General features: G+C 71.0%; 11 protein-coding genes. 5 read left to right on the forward strand and 6 right to left on the reverse strand.

Annotated elements, in window-relative coordinates:
* Position 1 precedes the first annotated feature (1 nt).
* Together BLT25_RS30005 and BLT25_RS22110 are read left to right on the forward strand one after the other, a co-directional pair.
* Complete coding sequence (locus BLT25_RS30005; protein WP_176884152.1) at positions 2–1,387, forward strand: O-antigen ligase family protein; 1,386 nt, start codon at positions 2–4, stop codon at positions 1,385–1,387.
* Positions 1,335–2,402 (forward strand): acyltransferase family protein, encoded by a 1,068-nt coding sequence (locus BLT25_RS22110; RefSeq protein ID WP_176884154.1) that lies wholly within the window; start codon positions 1,335–1,337, stop codon positions 2,400–2,402. The genes BLT25_RS30005 and BLT25_RS22110 overlap by 53 nt, the downstream gene beginning before the upstream one ends.
* A 57-nt stretch (positions 2,403–2,459) precedes the next feature.
* On the opposite strand, the gene BLT25_RS22115 is transcribed toward BLT25_RS22110, so the two are convergent.
* The 4 genes from BLT25_RS22115 to BLT25_RS22130 all read right to left on the reverse strand — a co-directional run bounded on the left by BLT25_RS22115 (position 2,460) and on the right by BLT25_RS22130 (position 8,057).
* Complete coding sequence (locus tag BLT25_RS22115) at positions 2,460–3,371, reverse strand: glycosyltransferase family 2 protein (protein ID WP_091050606.1); 912 nt, start codon at positions 3,369–3,371, stop codon at positions 2,460–2,462.
* Entirely contained in the window at positions 3,368–5,008 is a 1,641-nt protein-coding gene (locus BLT25_RS22120; RefSeq protein ID WP_143033819.1) for a hypothetical protein, read from the reverse strand. The genes BLT25_RS22115 and BLT25_RS22120 overlap by 4 nt, the downstream gene beginning before the upstream one ends.
* 12 nt (positions 5,009–5,020) lie before the next feature.
* Positions 5,021–5,641, reverse strand: a complete 621-nt coding sequence (locus tag BLT25_RS22125) for a hypothetical protein (protein ID WP_143033820.1) — start codon at positions 5,639–5,641, stop codon at positions 5,021–5,023.
* 118 nt (positions 5,642–5,759) lie between these two features.
* Positions 5,760–8,057 (reverse strand): phage tail protein, encoded by a 2,298-nt coding sequence (locus BLT25_RS22130; RefSeq protein ID WP_091050612.1) that lies wholly within the window; start codon positions 8,055–8,057, stop codon positions 5,760–5,762.
* 200 nt (positions 8,058–8,257) lie between these two features.
* On the opposite strand from BLT25_RS22130, the gene BLT25_RS22135 reads away from it, so the two are divergent.
* Positions 8,258–9,343: a right-handed parallel beta-helix repeat-containing protein gene (locus BLT25_RS22135; RefSeq protein WP_091050614.1), complete on the forward strand. Its 1,086-nt coding sequence runs from the start codon at positions 8,258–8,260 to the stop codon at positions 9,341–9,343.
* Here BLT25_RS22135 and BLT25_RS22140 read toward each other — a convergent pair.
* Both BLT25_RS22140 and BLT25_RS22145 read right to left on the reverse strand, forming a co-directional pair.
* Positions 9,330–10,811, reverse strand: a complete 1,482-nt coding sequence (locus tag BLT25_RS22140) for a lipopolysaccharide biosynthesis protein (protein ID WP_256328729.1) — start codon at positions 10,809–10,811, stop codon at positions 9,330–9,332. The two genes, BLT25_RS22135 and BLT25_RS22140, sit on opposite strands and share 14 nt — an antisense overlap.
* Complete coding sequence (locus BLT25_RS22145; RefSeq protein ID WP_176884156.1) at positions 10,808–11,929, reverse strand: glycosyltransferase family 4 protein; 1,122 nt, start codon at positions 11,927–11,929, stop codon at positions 10,808–10,810. The genes BLT25_RS22140 and BLT25_RS22145 overlap by 4 nt, the downstream gene beginning before the upstream one ends.
* Positions 11,930–12,100: 171 nt before the next feature.
* Between BLT25_RS22145 and BLT25_RS22150 the strand changes: the two genes are divergently transcribed.
* Both BLT25_RS22150 and BLT25_RS22155 read left to right on the forward strand, forming a co-directional pair.
* Positions 12,101–12,868 (forward strand): CDP-alcohol phosphatidyltransferase family protein, encoded by a 768-nt coding sequence (locus tag BLT25_RS22150; RefSeq protein ID WP_091050617.1) that lies wholly within the window; start codon positions 12,101–12,103, stop codon positions 12,866–12,868.
* Positions 12,865–14,766 carry a glycosyltransferase gene (locus tag BLT25_RS22155; protein ID WP_091050619.1) on the forward strand — a complete coding sequence of 634 codons (1,902 nt, stop codon included), beginning with the start codon at positions 12,865–12,867 and terminating at the stop codon, positions 14,764–14,766. Before BLT25_RS22150 ends, BLT25_RS22155 begins: the two co-directional genes overlap by 4 nt.
* Positions 14,767–14,931: the final 165 nt, after the last annotated feature.

Here is a 14,931-nt window from a genome sequence, read left to right on the forward strand (position 1 = left end):
CGTGGCCGTCGCGACGGCGGTCCGGGTCCGCGCTGGGCGCTCCGGTCGCTCCGGGCGCACTCAGCGCGCCGAGCGCACCGGCTGGGAGGTGCTCACTGCGCTCCTGGCTGGGGCTGCAGCGTTCCTGGCTGGCACCGACTTCGACCTCGTCCGGGGCCTGACCGTGGGCGGACTGATGGGTGCGGCGCTGGCCCCGGTCTGGATCCGAGAGGCAAGCCGCTATCGCGGAGCGGCCCTGGGCGGCGTACTTCTTCTCGCCTGCCTCGTCTCCGCGCTGGCGCTCAGCACGTGGCGCTCGGCGACCCACCCGCCGACCGAGGCCGGGGTGCTGTTCGAGCTGCTGCCGGTGGTCTCGGCCGCGATGTGCGTAGGGGCGCTGCTGTGGGCGCAGCGGGTGCTGTCACCCGGGGTGGTGGTGTGCCTCTACGCCGTCGGCTCGTTCCTGACCGCGACGATGAACTCCCGGTTCGCCGAGGACCCGTGGCGGTTCGGGTTCTCGATGCCCGCGACGATGTTGCTGCTGGGAGCCTGCCTGCTCATCCGGCGGCGTCCCCGCAAGAGGCTCCTCGCCGACATGACCGCCCTCGGGATTCTCACCGCGGTCACCGCACTGTCCGGGGCCAGGTCGATGAGCGCGTTCCTGATCATGACCGCGGTGCTGCTGCTGTGGCAGCACCGACCGCGGACCGCCAAACGGACCACCTCGGCGCTGCTCTCGCTGGTGCTGGTGGGCGCGCTGGGGCTCGGGCTCTACCGATCGCTGGAGGGCGCTGCGCTGGACGGCTACCTCGGTCAGTCGGCCCAGCAGCGCACCGAGGAGCAGACCCAGGCTGCCGGGTCGCTCATCCTCGGCGGCCGGCCCGAGATCGGGGCCGCGGTCGCGCTGATGCTGCACGAGCCCCTCGGCTACGGCGCCGGCGTCATGGCCACCTCGACCGACATGCAGGTCGCGAAGCAGGGGATGTCTCGCCTGGGCTATGACCCGGACAACGGCTACGTCGAGCACTACATGTTCGGCACCCGGATCGAGGTGCACTCCCTGATCGGCGACCTGTGGATCTGGTTCGGGCTCGCCGGGCTGGTGCTGTCAGGGTGGCTGCTGTGGCTCGCCACCTCGTATCTGGGCCGGAGCATGGCCCACCGCACCGGCACCGCGCTCGGCATCTTCCTCGCCCTGCAGCTCGGCTGGAACCTCTTCTTCGGTCCGATCATCAGCTCGCTCCCGCCGCTCGCGCTCGCGCTCGGGGTGTTTCTGCTGCAGCGTAAGGAGGCAGCCACCGATCCGGTGCCGCCCGGGCCGAAGCCGGCGATGCGAAGGCCGCGCCAGGCTCGTCGTGACCAGCGCGCTCGCCGCCGCTACCTCGCCGGAGGGCCCCAACGTGCGTGAAGGCTGGATCGACTCCGCGCGGGGCCTGGCGATCATCTTGGTGGTGCTCTTCCACGCCGTGATCAACCTCGATCTGGTCGGCCTCGCCGGCCCCTGGTCGCGGCTGGCCCACCCGCTCGACACGTTCCGGATGCCGCTGTTCTTCTTCCTCTCCGGACTCCTCGCCCCCTCCTTGCTCGCCCGCCCGCTGCGGGAGGTGCTACGCACGCGGTGCCTGAACCTGATCTATCTGTACGTCCTGTGGTGCCTGCTCCTCGGCATCTTCCGCGCACTCCTGCCGCATCCGCCGCCCGACGCGTTCGCCTCCATCGCCCGCATCCTGGTCGAGCCCAACGTCTACCTCTGGTTCCTCTACACGCTGTGCCTCTTCACGCTGGTGGGCTGGCTGACCCGGCGGCTGCCGGCCTGGCTCGTCGTCGGGACCGCACTGCTCTGCTCCGCGGTCTTCGCCGCCGGGCTCGTCTCCACCGGCGACGTCCCCTGGGACAAGACGTTCCGCTACTGGTTCTTCTTCGTACTGGCCTCCCGCACAGCACCCACGGTGCGCTCGCTCGTGCCGCGGATGCGGCCGGTCCACGTGGTCGGTGCGGGGGTGGCGTACGTCCTGACGTTGGGGTTCTTCCTCTACATCGCCGACGACCGGATCCTCTTCGTCCGGCCGATGCTCGGGCTGCTCGCGGTCGCCGCCGGCTGCGGGCTCGGGGTGTTGATCGCCCGCGTCCCAGCGCTCGGCTTCGTGCGCCACCTCGGCACCCGCACGCTGCCGATCTACGTCGTCCACGCCTTCCCGATCACCGCCGCCGCAGCCCTGCTCACCGGCCGCGCCATCGACTGGCCCCCGGGCACCGGCCTGATCGCCGTGCCCCTGCTGACCCTCGTCGCGATCCTGTTCGCAATGGGTCTAGACCGCTTCGTGAGCGGCCGCGTCCACGGCATCTTCGATGCTCCGCTGGTCGAGCCCGCGAGCGCCAGCAAGCGGGCTCGAGACCAACGCATTCCCCTCGCCCGCCGATAGGACCGTGTTGGTCTCGACACGCCTCCGCCCAGCGGCTCCGGCGGCTCGACCACCGGGTCAGCGGGCGTATTCGGTGACGTAGGAGCCCCAGGCGCCGCGGAGCATGCCCACGCCCCGAAGCAGGGTGCGGGTGCCGCGGGCGTGGTGGGCCGGTGAGCCGGCGAGGCGACCGAGGACGAGGCGGGCGGAGCCGCCCAGGACGCGGACGAGACCGCGGACGGTGGCGCGCAGCCGGGCGATCGGACGGCGGCCGGCAGGCGCGAGGTAGACCTGCACGCGGGAGTCGGAGTTGCCGATGCGGGAGGCGCGGGCGCGTACCCAGGACCGGGTCGCGCGGTCGGCGGGCACCAGGTCGTGGACCGGCGCCTCGTCGCACCACACGATCCGGCCGCCGGCCGCCGACAGCGTGCGGGTGAAGACGGTGTCGGAGCCGCCGGAGAGGCCGAAGCCGAGGTCGAAGCGGAGATCGCCGACCCGGGTCATGTCGAGCAGCAGATTGTTGGTGGCCGCGGTGGTGACGACGGTGCCGGTGGGGTGCCGCAGCCGCTGGAAGAAGCCACCCGCGGTGATCCAGGGATCCGGGTCATCGTCGAACGTGGAGAGGACCGGACCGACGACGGCAGCGGCACCGGTCTCCTCCCAGCACGCCAGCAGCGTGGGCAACCACATCTGCGAGGGCTGCTCGTCGTCGTCGATGAAGACGACGACCGCCTCGGGCCCGGCCTCGGCCAGTGCCCGGTTGCGGGCAGCGGCGATGCCGGGGGTCGGCTCGTGGACGTAGACGACGCGTACGTCCCCTCCGGCCGCCTCCACGACCGCGGACGCAGCGCTCGGCTGCTCGTCGTTGTCCACGACGAGCAGCCGAGCGCCAGGAACCAGGTCGAGCTGGGCCCGGAGCATGCCCACCGCCTCGGCCAACCCCTCGGGGCGCCGATAGGTGAGCATGCCCACCCAGACCGGCTGGGTCATCGGATCTTGACCGTCACCCAGTCAGACCGAGAGATGTTGCCGAGCGGGTCCACTGCCTCGATCTTGTACTTCTGCGACGAGCCGCTGGTGCGGCCGGTGTCGGTGAAGGTCATCGCGGTGTGCTTCCAGAACGGGGCCGAGACCTTGACGGTCTTGATCGGCGTCGAGTCCAGCGTCCCGCGGTAGAGCTTGTAGGTGACGGTCGCGTTGTCCTTGTCGGGGTTGCCCGGCCACTTCAGCGTCGCCTTGCCCGCCGACGGCGAGGAGCCGGTCAGCGCCCACGCCGCGCCCTTCAGCGTCGGACCGACCTTGTTGGCCGCGATGTCCTTGACGGCGAACCGCACCAGACCCTGCTGGGCGACGCCGTTGACCTTGAGGAACTCACCGCCGTAGGTCACGTAGCTGGCGTTGGCGGTCACGGTCCAGGTCGACTGCTGGGCGCTGGTGTAGGTGCCGTTGGTCCACTTGGGGTACCACTCCAGGAACTCCGGGCGCGGGGTGCCGGGGTGGTCGGGGTAGTCGTACTTGTCGTCGGCGATGTTGGTGCCGCGTACGTCCTGGGTGACCGCGGTGGCGTGGTACCAGCTGCGCGGCTTGGTCTCGGGGAAGCCGCCGGAGGTGCCGCAGTGGTGCTTGTGGCTGGCCTGGTAGACGGCGTCGGCGGTCGGCCAGATGGCGTAGGTGTCGCCGTGGCAGTCCTCGAGCCAGGTCAGCTTGCCGGTGGCCCAGTCGGACTTGAAGGAACCCTCGGAGTTGCCGCCGCTGCCGTAGTTGTAGCCGGTGCCGTAGAAGCTGGTGCCGTCGGACTCCAGGGAGAGGATCGCCGCCTCGGTGCCGCCGTTGCGGATCTCGTCGTTGACCGGCAGCGCCAGCGAGCTGCCCGAGGAGACCTCGAGACGGGCCAGACCGTAGCCCGGCTTCGAGGCGCCGTTGACGCTGGTGAACGCGCCGCCGATGACGATCTTGGTGCCGTCGGAGGAGACCACGAGGTCGTTGACGTTGCCGCCGGCGACCTTCGGGTTCAACGGCAGCAGCTGCGTGCCGGTGTCGCTGGGCTTCACCGCGGCGACCTTCGTGCGTGCCGTGTTGTCGGCAGAGGTGAACACGCCACCGTAGAAGACCGCGCTGGACGTGGCCGCGACCGCGTTGGTGGTCGAGTTGAAGATCGGCCGGAAGCTCGTCGCCTTGCCGGTGGCGAGGTCGATCGCCGCGCCCCGGTAGCGGTTGACGCCGTCGACCTGGGTGAAGCCGCCCGCGACGTAGAGGAGCTTCTTGTCGGGCGAGAGCGCCATGTCCTTGACCTGGCCGTTGAACTTCGGCGCGAAGGTGGTGATCAGGTTCCCGGTGGAGAGCCGGTAGGCCAGCATGTTCGACCGCGCGGTCTCGCTGGTGCCGGCCGCGGCGCCCGCCGGACGGGCGGAGGTGAAGCTGCCGCCCACGTAGACGATGTCGCCGACGATCACCTGCTTCCAGGCGACGCCGTTGATCTGCACGGTGGGAAGGACGTCGGCGGAGACCGTCTTCGGGAGGTCGGTATCGATCGGCGCGGTGTCCGCGGATGCGGAGGTCGTCGCCAGGGTCAGGCTCGTTGCCACGAGCGCCAGCACAGCCAGGATCGGCTTCATCACATCTCTCATCGTGGGGGACGGTTATCGCTGGGGTCGGCCCTTGAAGACCACCACGTCGGCGCCGTTGCCCAGATCGAGCTCGACGCGTACGGGGCGGGCTTCCTCGGGGATCTGGAAGACGTAGATGCCCTTGGCCGACTCACCGTCCGCGACCGAGGCCGGGAACGGCACCTCGCCGTCGGAGGCGACGCTGACCGCGGGGGTGCGCTCGGGACCGTAGTAGGCGTTGACCACACCGAGCGCCAGGTCGAGCTTCTTCCCGGTCTGGTTCTTCACCTTCACGGTGATCGCGAGCGCGGGGCCGCCGATCTCACCGGGCAGGCTCGCCGTGGCCTGGACCGAGTCGATCCGGGCCAGCCGGGCGGTCACGCCCGGGGACGTGGTCGCCACGGCCTTCAGACCGAGCGCGCGGTTGCCGTCCGACTTCTCCGTCTCATCGTCCTCGGAGTCGGAGGACGATGAGGACTCCTTCTCCGACGGGGTCGCCGTCGGAGACGGGGCGGCGGCCACCGTCGAGTCCGACCCGGCAGCGTCCGGGACGAACGGGTTGCGCAGGACGAGCACGACCGCGACGCTCACCAGGACGACGGCAGCGACAGCTGCCGCGACGTACATCCTCGTACGCGGGACTTGACTGAGCATGGGGGATCTTCCGCGGGCGGATCGGACAAAGACATTGAGTTGAGACGGTGCATTCAAGCCCAAGTCGGCCGCCCGTGGGTGGATCCGAACACCCACTCCCCAAGATCGGGTATGCCTTCTACTCCTCCGTCACCGAAAGGTCGTCGTAGCCGACGCGGACCGGCGTGGTGCCGATCGTCGAGGAGCCGAAGCTGCGCAGCATCACCCCACCCGCGACCTGGTTCGCGAGAGTCGAGTCGGAGAGCTCGTACGTCCAGCCCGACGGCTCCGCGGAGCCGGCCGGCCACACCTTGGTGCGCACGGTCGCCGGCGAGGTGCCGGTGACCTGGAGGCGGACCATCAGCCGGTCTCCCGCGGCGACGCTCAGGCCCGGAACGGCGTTGGCGCCGACGACCGGGGTGCCGCTGCGGACGAGATGGACGCCGACGGTGCCGTCCGGGTTGAACCGCAGCCGCGAGGCGTAGTGGTCGGTGCCGGAGACGCGGGCGCCGAGGATCGACCAGACGTAGCCCGCATCGGGGAGCCGGGAGACCCCGACGCTGACGGTGGCGTCGACATCGGTCGCGGAGACCTCGCCGAGCCTTGACTCGGTGGTGCCGCCGGGAGCGACCGAGTGCCAGCCGCGGCCCTCGGAAACCGAGAAGTTGCCGGCGACGCCCGTGCTGCGCGCCCAGGTGCCACCGGTCTCGGCGGTGCCCCAGCCGCTGGTCTCGGCACGCTCGAAGGTGTCCTCCGCGATGGTGCCCTCGGCCGGCGGGACGGGCTCGCCGTCGACGTCGACAGTGACCCATTCGGTGGGCGACTGGTTGCCGAACGCGTCCTCGGCGACGACCCGGTAGCTCTGGGTGGTGCCCGGCGGCGCCTCGATGTCGAGGAAGCTCTGCGTGGTCTGCTTCCAGAAGGCCGCGGTGACCGGCTTGGTGTGGATCGGAGCCACGTCGGTCGAGCCGCGGTAGACCTTGTAGGTCACGGTCGCGTTGTCCTTGTCCGCGTTGCCCGGCCAGGTCAGCCGGACCTGACCGTCGGCGGGCGAGGTCGCGGTGAGGCCGAACTCCGCGCCGGACAGGCCCGGGCCGACCTCGTTGGGCGCGATGTCCTTGACGGCGAACCGCACCAGCCCCTGCTGAGCCACCCCGTCGACCTTGAGGAACTCTCCGCCGTAGACGACGTAGTCGTCGTTGGCCGCCACCGTCCACGGCGCCTGGTTGGCGCCGGTGAAGGTGCCGGGGGTCCACTTCGGGTACCACTCCAGGAACTCCGGTCGCGGGGTGCCGGGGTGGTCGGGGTAGCCGTAGATGTCGCGGGTGTTGGTGCCGCGTACGTCCTGGGTGACCGCGGTCGAGTGCTGGAAGCTGCGCGGGCTGGTCTCCGGGAAGCCGCCGGAGTTGCCGCAGTAGTGCTTGTGGCTGGCCTGGTAGACGACGTCGTCGGTCGGCCAGATGGCGTAGGTGTCGCCGTGGCAGTCCTCGAGCCAGGTCAGCTTCCCGGCGGCCCAGTCGGCCTTGAAGGAGCCCTCGACATTGCCGCCGCCGCCGTAGTGGTAGCCGGTGCCGTAGAAGCTGGTGCCGTCGCTCTCCAGGGAGAGGATCGCCGAGCTGGATCCGCCGTTGCGGACCTCGGAGTTGACCGGCAGCGACATCGAGGCGCCGGTCGCGACCTTGATCCGGGCCAGTCCATAGCCCGGGTTGGAGGAACCGTTGACCTTGGTGAAGTTGCCGCCGATCACGATGTCGGCACCGTCGGGCGAGACCACCAGGTCCTGCACGGAGCCGTTGGAGACCGTCGGGTTCATCGACAGCAGCTGGGTGCCGGTGTCGTTCGGTCGGACGGCGGCCACCTTCGTACGCGCGGTGTTGTCGGCGGAGGTGAACACCCCTCCGTAGAAGACCGCGTCGGCGGTGGCCGCGACCGCGTTGGTCGTCGAGTTGAAGATCGGCCGGAAGCTCGTCAGCGCGCCGGTGGCCAGGTTGATCGCGGCGCCGCGGTAGCGGTTGACGCCGTTGACCTGGGTGAAGCTGCCGGCGAGGTAGAGCAGGGACTGGTCGGGCGAGAGCGCCATGTCCTTGACCTGGCCGTTGAGCGTCGGCGCGAAGCCGTCGATCAGCTCACCGGTGGAGAGCCGGTAGGCCAGCAGGTGGGTCCGCGGCGTCTCGTCGGTGCCGGCCGCGGCGCCCGCCGGACGAGCCGAGGTGAAGCTGCCCCCGACGTAGACGATGTCGCCGACGATCACCTGCTTCCAGGCGACCCCGTCGATCTGCACCGTCGGAAGTACGTCCGCCGAGACCGTCTCCGGCAGCTCCGGGTCGACCGGAGCCGTGTCCGCCGTCGCCCCTCCCGACATGACCAGGCTGCTCACCCCGAGAACAGCTGCGACCGCCCCGGCCGCCAGCAGACGCCATTCGTGAATCCGCGTCATCATCCATCCCTGCACAAGGCGGCCACCTCGGCCGCGACACGGCAGTGTCGCGGACACCTGTGGTCATCCGCCCGTCAATCGCACACTCCATCCCCTGAATCGGGTATGTCTTGGACCCAGGAGCCCAACCCGCGCAAACTGCCTGGTGCAGACTCCGGCACCGTCAGTAGGCTGCCCAGTCCACAGGAAGGCGTACGTCTTTGGCTGTCCCGTCCCCGATCCGCCTCGGCATCTCCGCGGTCCTCACCGTGGTCGCACTGGGTTCGACCTACGCGTTGACCACAGGTGCCGCGCAGGACCGCGCACCGCGTGCGGAGAGGAGCTACGGCGATCTGCCGCCCGACGACTTCGGCGGCCCGGCGACCGTGTCGCCGTCGCCGTCGGTCTCCCCGTCCGCCTCCTCCACGCGCATCCCGAGCCCGTCGGCGAGCCCGAAGCCGAGGAAGCGGTCGACCGAGTCGGCGCAGCCGAACCGTTCCGGGGACCGTCCGGACGAGCCCGTCGAGGCCGAGCCGCTGGCTGCGACTCCGGGAGCCGGCGTACCTGCGAACAAGAAGCTGCGCGTCCACCGGGGCGACCTGGTGATCCGGACCGCCGGGAAGGTCGTCGACGGGCTGGAGGTGCACGGGCGGGTCAGCGTCGAGGCGCCGAACGTGACGATCCGCAACACCCGGGTGATCGTGCCGACCGGGTCCGAGACGGCCGGGATCTCCAACAACAACGACAGCGGCGCGGGGATGCTGGTCAGCAACGTCGAGGTGCTCGCCGCGAACGCCGCGCCGGGGGTCAACGGCGTGGTCGGCCACGACTTCACCTTGCAGAGCTCCGAGATCCACCACGTCACCGACCAGGTGCACATCACCGGCAGCAACGTGACCGTGCGCGACAACTGGTTTCACCACAACTATCACTTCGGGAGCGACCCCTACCAAGGCGGCGGTGCCTCGCACGACGACTCGATCCAGATCATCGGCGGCGGCAACATCACGATCGCGGGCAACCGCTTCACCGGCGCCTACAACGCCGGCGTCATGATCACCCAGAGCATCAGCGACGTCGACGGGGTCACGATCCGCGACAACCTCCTCGGCGGGGGCGGCTGCACCGTCAACATCTCCGAGAAGGGCCGCGGCCCGGTCGACGGCCTCGTGATCCGCGACAACCGGTTCCTCAGCGACCAGCGGATCGACGGCTGCGCGATCATCCACCCGTCCTCGACGAACGTCACCCACTCGGGCAACGTCTGGGACGACACCGGCCGCCCGGTCGCGCTCAGCCGCGGCTGAGGCGGTCCTCGATCGCGCCTCGCACGGTCTCCGCCAGGGAGATCACGTCGCGGCGGATCGAGGGGACCAGCAGCATGACCGCGTACGCCGCGATCCCGGCCAGCACGCAGACCGGCACCGTCACCGCGGGGTTCAGCCCGTGGAGAGCGGCGGCGGTGGCGTAGGCGGCCGCGGCGACCGATCCCGCGACCAGCAGGATGCGGGCCGCGCCCAGGTAGAGCCGGCCGACGTGGAGCTGGGTGCGGCGGGAGAGCCACCACAGCGACAGCGGCCACTCGAGCAGATGCGCGATCGCGTAGCCGGCCGCGACGCCGGTGATCCCGTAGCGCACCCCGACCAGGATGCAGATGACCTTCAGGGCCGAGGCGACCAGGGTGTAGTGGCGCAGCTCGGTGGTCAGCCCGTGGGCGAGATAGACCCAGTAGCCGACGTAGGCCAGGGTCTGGAACAGACCGCCGCAGGCGAGCAGCGCGAAGACCCCGGCGACGTCCCAGCCGGGACCGAGGAAGAGCGCACAGACCGGGACCGCGGCGCCGGCGACCAGACCCAACCCGGCGCCGAGGCTGTAGCCGAGCGCGAGCTGGCCGCGCTCGACGAAGCGCTGGGTGAGCGCAGCGTTGTCGCGGATGCGGCTCAGCACCGGCAGCGCGACCGTCGTGGTCGGGCTGCGCAGCTGACCCAGCGGCGTCATCAGCAGCTGCCAGGCGCGGTTGTAGGTGCCGAGCTGGTGGGCGCCCAGACGGGTGCCGATCAGCACGGAGTCGATGTTGTTGGCGGCGTAGTTGATCAGCTGCGTACTCGCCAGGGACCAGCCGAACCTCAAGAACCCGCCGATCTCGCCGCCACGCCGCGGCCAGCCGGGGAGCCATCCCGCGCAGGCCCCGGCGACGACGAGCCCGGCCGCGCTCTGGACGAGCTGTTGGACGACCAGGGCCCAGTAGCCGGCGCCGTTGGCAGCCGCGTACGCCGCCACCCCCAGCGCCAGCAGCGGCCCGGCGGTGTCGGCCGCGACCAGACGGGTGAAGAGCATCCGGCGGGTGAGGTCCGCGCGATACTGCGCGGCCATGCCGTTGAGCCAGAACATGCCCGCCATCGCGATGGTCAGCGAGGTCAGCGCGGGCTCGTCGTAGAGGGCTGCGATGAGGGGTGCGACCGCGACCGCGATCAGCGCGAGCGCAGCGCCGATGCCGGTGTTGAGCCACCACAGGTTCGACTGCTGCACGCGGGTGAGCACCTTGGCCTGGACGGCGGCCGTCGATAGCCCGAGGTCACGGAAGATCTCGGCGAAGGCGATGACCGCCAGCACCATCGCGACCAGGCCGTAGTCGCGCGGGCTGAGCAGCCTGGACAGGACGACCACGGAGGCGACCTGGACCAGGATGCGTACGCCCTGACCTCCGAGTACGACCAGACCGCCGCGCGTCGCGCTTCTGCCGAGTCCGGAGTGGGGGTTGTCGATCACCTTCACCCGAGGACCTCGGCGGCGATCTCGTCGCGGTAGCGCTCGGCACCGAAGCGCTCTTCGGCGTCCTTGCGGCCCGTGGAGGCGAGCTCGGCGGCGAGGGCGGGGTCGGCGGCGAGCCGCTGGATCGCGGTCGCCAGCTCGTGCGCGTCGCCGGGAGTCACGAGCAGTCCGGTCTCACCCTCGGTCACGATCTCGGCCAGGCCCTGGACGCGGCTCGCGACCAGCGGCCGCTCGGCGAGCAGCGCCTCGACCGCGACGTTGCCGAACGGCTCGACCCGCGATGGCACCAGTACGACGTCGGCCTGCTCGAGCTCACGCGCGGGCTCGGCGACGTAGCCCAGGAAGTCGACGCTGCCGGCCAGGTCGCCGGCCTCGGCCCGGTCGCGGAGCTCCTGCTCGAACCACTCATAGCCCGCGAACACCGACCCGCACACCCGCAGCCGCGCGTCGATCCCCCGCCGGCGCACCTCGGCGAGCGCCTCGAGCGCCACGTCGGTCCCCTTGCGCGGCGAGAGCCGCCCGACCAGCGCCAGTCGCAGCGGGCCGTTCGGGGTCCTGGTTCGCGCCGCCGCGACGGACTCAGGCCCCGGCACCCCGTTGTAGACGACGGTCGTACGCCGTCCGAGCGCGGGCAGCGTCCGGGCGAGGACATCCCGGGATGCCCGCGAGTTGGCCACCACGCGGGTGGCCAGCAGGAGCGGAGCGGTCAGGGCGAGGCGTACGGGCTTGGGCTGGTCGTCCTCGGCCTCGTGCACGTGGCAGACCACGGGCACGCGGGCCGCGCGGGCGACGACGATCCACCACGGGATCGTGACGGTGTTGACCAGCAGCCGGCTCGGGCGGACCCGCCGCCACAGCCGCGCCGCGCGCACCCAGAAGACCGTCAGCGCCGCGAGCAGCCGGACCAGGCCGGTCGGGCTGAGGTAGGCCTTGCGCAGCACCGGGAACGTCATCACCTCGACGCTCGCACCGGCGGCCTCGAGCAGCGGGAGGAGCGGTCCGCGCTCGGGTACGACGACCGTGACCCGCTGTCCCGCCTGGTGCAGCCCACGCACCGTCTCGACCAGCTGAAGATCGGAGCCGTAGACGTCCGGCGACGGGTGGGCGACCAACAAACGCATGATGGGCAACCGTATGTCACCGGGACGGCCCGGGCCGAAGGTCCTGGCAAAGTCCTACCCAGATCTGGGGAGCGGACGGTCTCGGCGACCTCGAACGATCGCGGGTCGTCTAGGGTCCCGATGTCACTCCCCTCCCCCACGTGTGCACGTATGAGCAAAGCAGGATCGAGCATGGCCGCGACCGGCGCCGAACGCGCCCCAGCCGGGTTCCGTGCACATCTGGAGGCGCTGGCTCAGGCACAGAAGCCCTCGCTCAACACCGCGGCCTACTCGCGGCTCGTGAACCGGCCCGCCGGCCGGGTCGTCGCCGCGGCCGCGCACACCCTCGGGGCGAGCCCCAACCAGGTGACCGCGCTGAGCGCGACGCTCTCCGCGGCCGGGTTGGCGGTGCTCGCGCTGGTCGAGCCGCGCTGGTGGAGCGGGGTCCTGGTCGCGGGGCTGCTGGCCGCGGGCTACGTGCTCGACTCCTCCGACGGCCAGCTCGCCCGGCTGCGTGGTGGTGGGTCGCGCTCGGGTGAGTGGCTCGACCACACCATCGACTGCTTCAAGACGGCCAGCCTGCATCTGGCGGTCCTCGTGTCCTGGTATCGCTTCGGTCCGGTCACCGACGGCTGGCTGCTGGTGCCGCTGGGCTTCGAGGTGGTTGCTGTGGTGACGTACTTCGGGCTGATCCTGATGCCCACCCTGCGGCCGGCTCCCTTGACCGATCCTCCCGGGTCGCCGGTGGCGGTCCACGAGAACCCGCTGCGCAAGTGGGCGCTGCTGCCGATGGACTACGGCGCGCAGTGCTGGATGTTCGTGCTGCTCGGCTTCGGGGTGGTCTTCTCCTGGGTCTACGCCCTGGTCTTCGTCTGCAATGCCGCCGCGCTGGCCATCGCGCTGCGCAAGTGGTGGCGTGAGCTGCGCGTCCTCGACGGCTCGGTCGAGGTCTCGTCGTGAGCGAGCTCTCCCGGCTCGCCGTGGTGGTGGTCAGCTATGGCGATCCCGCACTGCTGGAGCGGCACGCGACCCAGGTCGCCGCCGCGCTCCGGCCCGCCCGGATCGTCGTGGTCGACAACCACTCGACCGACACCCACCGGACCGCCGTACGCCGGCTCTGTGAGCGCGAGGGCTGGACCGGTGTCTTCCCCGGCACCAACACCGGCTTCGGCGCCGGCTGCAACCTCGGTGCCGCGGCCGCGCTGGCCGAGGGTGCCGAGGTGCTGCTCTTCGTCAACCCGGATGCCACGATCGGCGCCGAGTCGGCCGTACGCCTCGTGGCCGCGGTCGAGGCCGAGCCGCTCCTGCTCGCCGGGCCGACGGTGCTCGGCCCGGACGGGTCGGTCGCCTCTGCGGGCATCGATCTCGACCTGGACACCGGGGCGATGCGTCCTTGGCGGCGCCGCGCGGAGCACCCGGGCGCCGAGACGCTGCCCTGGGTCACCGGCGCCTGCTTCGCGGTCACGCGTGAGCTGTGGGAGCGGCTGGCCGGGTTCGACGAGCGCTACTTCCTCTACTGGGAGGATGTCGACCTGTGCGCCCGGGTCCGGGCGTTCGGCGGCCGGGTCGCGGTCGTCGACGGGGCCACGGCGGTCCACGCCGGCGGCGGCACCCAGCGCGCCGAGGGATCCCGCGCCAAGTCGCCGGCCTACTACTACTTCAACATCCGCAACCGTGCCCTGTTCGCCCGGACCTGGCTCAGCCGGGAGCGGGAGCAGGCCTGGCGTCGTGGGGCGGTCGGGGCTGCGTACGAGATCCTGATGCGGGGTGGCCGCCGCCAGCTCCTGCGCCCGGTGCGACCGGTCTCCGCGGTTCTCCGTGGGCTGCGCGACGGGCGCCGTGACCGGCCGGTCCGGGTCCTGGAGTCGGTCCGGGAGCTGCGCGCGACGACCAACCCCTACATCGTCCAGCTCGTCGAGACCCTGGGACGGCGAGACGACACAGAGGTCGTGCTGTTCAGCTTCGCCCGGGCCGTCGCGGGCCGCTACGACGTCTTCCACGTGCACTGGCCCGAGCTGCTGCTGACCTCGGCGCGTACGCCGCTGCGCCGGCTGGCCCGCCGCCTGCTCACCACCGCGTTCATCACCCGGCTCCGGCTGACCCGGACCCCGGTCGTACGCACCTGGCACAACCTCGTCCGACCCGACGGCCTGAGTCGCTGGGACCACCGGCTCCTCGACGCCCTCGAGCGGCGCACCAGGCACGTCATCCGACTCACCGACCAGACCGCTCCCCCTCTCGACGTACCGACCTCGACGATCGTCCACGCCCACTACCGCGACTGGTTCGAGCCGGTGGTCGACGCGTTCGCCGAGCCCGTCGAGACCGTCGACAGGCGGGTGCTCTACTTCGGCCTGATCAAGCCGTACAAGGGTGTCGAGCAGCTCCTGGAGGCGGTCACCGACAGCCCCGAGGCAGACCTGGACGTACGCCTCGTCGGCTCCCCCTCCGACCCCGCCCTCGCCGACCAGGTCCGTGCTGCGGCAGCCGCCGACGCACGGGTCAGCGCCGACCTGAGCTACGCCGACGACGCCACCCTCGCCGCCGAGATCGCCGCTGCCGCATTGGTGGTGCTGCCCTACCGGGCGATGCACAACTCCGGAGCCCTGCTGCTGGCCCTCTCCCTCGACACCCCGGTCCTGGCCCCCGACAACGAGGTCAACCGTCTGCTGGTCGAGGAGGTCGGCGAAGGCTGGCTCCACCTCTTCGAAGGCGGCCTCGGCATCGAGGACCTGGAGCGTGCGCTGAAGGCCGTCGCCGCCAATCCGCCGGCTGGTCGTCCTGATCTGTCGGCGCGGGAGTGGCCGGAGTCTGCTGCGCTCCATGCTGCGGTGTTTCGGGCGTCGTTGTATCCCTAGGTCACGTCTCTCCTGGTCGGCGATCACACAGGTTGTACGTCGACTGCTGTTGCTGGGTGGTTGGGGTTTGGCGCAGCGGATTCAGTTGGGGCACGGGCTTGGGGCCGTGGGCTGGTCGTGAGCCGGCGGATCGTGCCTCGTGGGTGCCTACGGCAGTGGGCGCGA

Source organism: Nocardioides sp. YR527 (assembly GCF_900101045.1).
Classification (GTDB): domain Bacteria; phylum Actinomycetota; class Actinomycetes; order Propionibacteriales; family Nocardioidaceae; genus Nocardioides.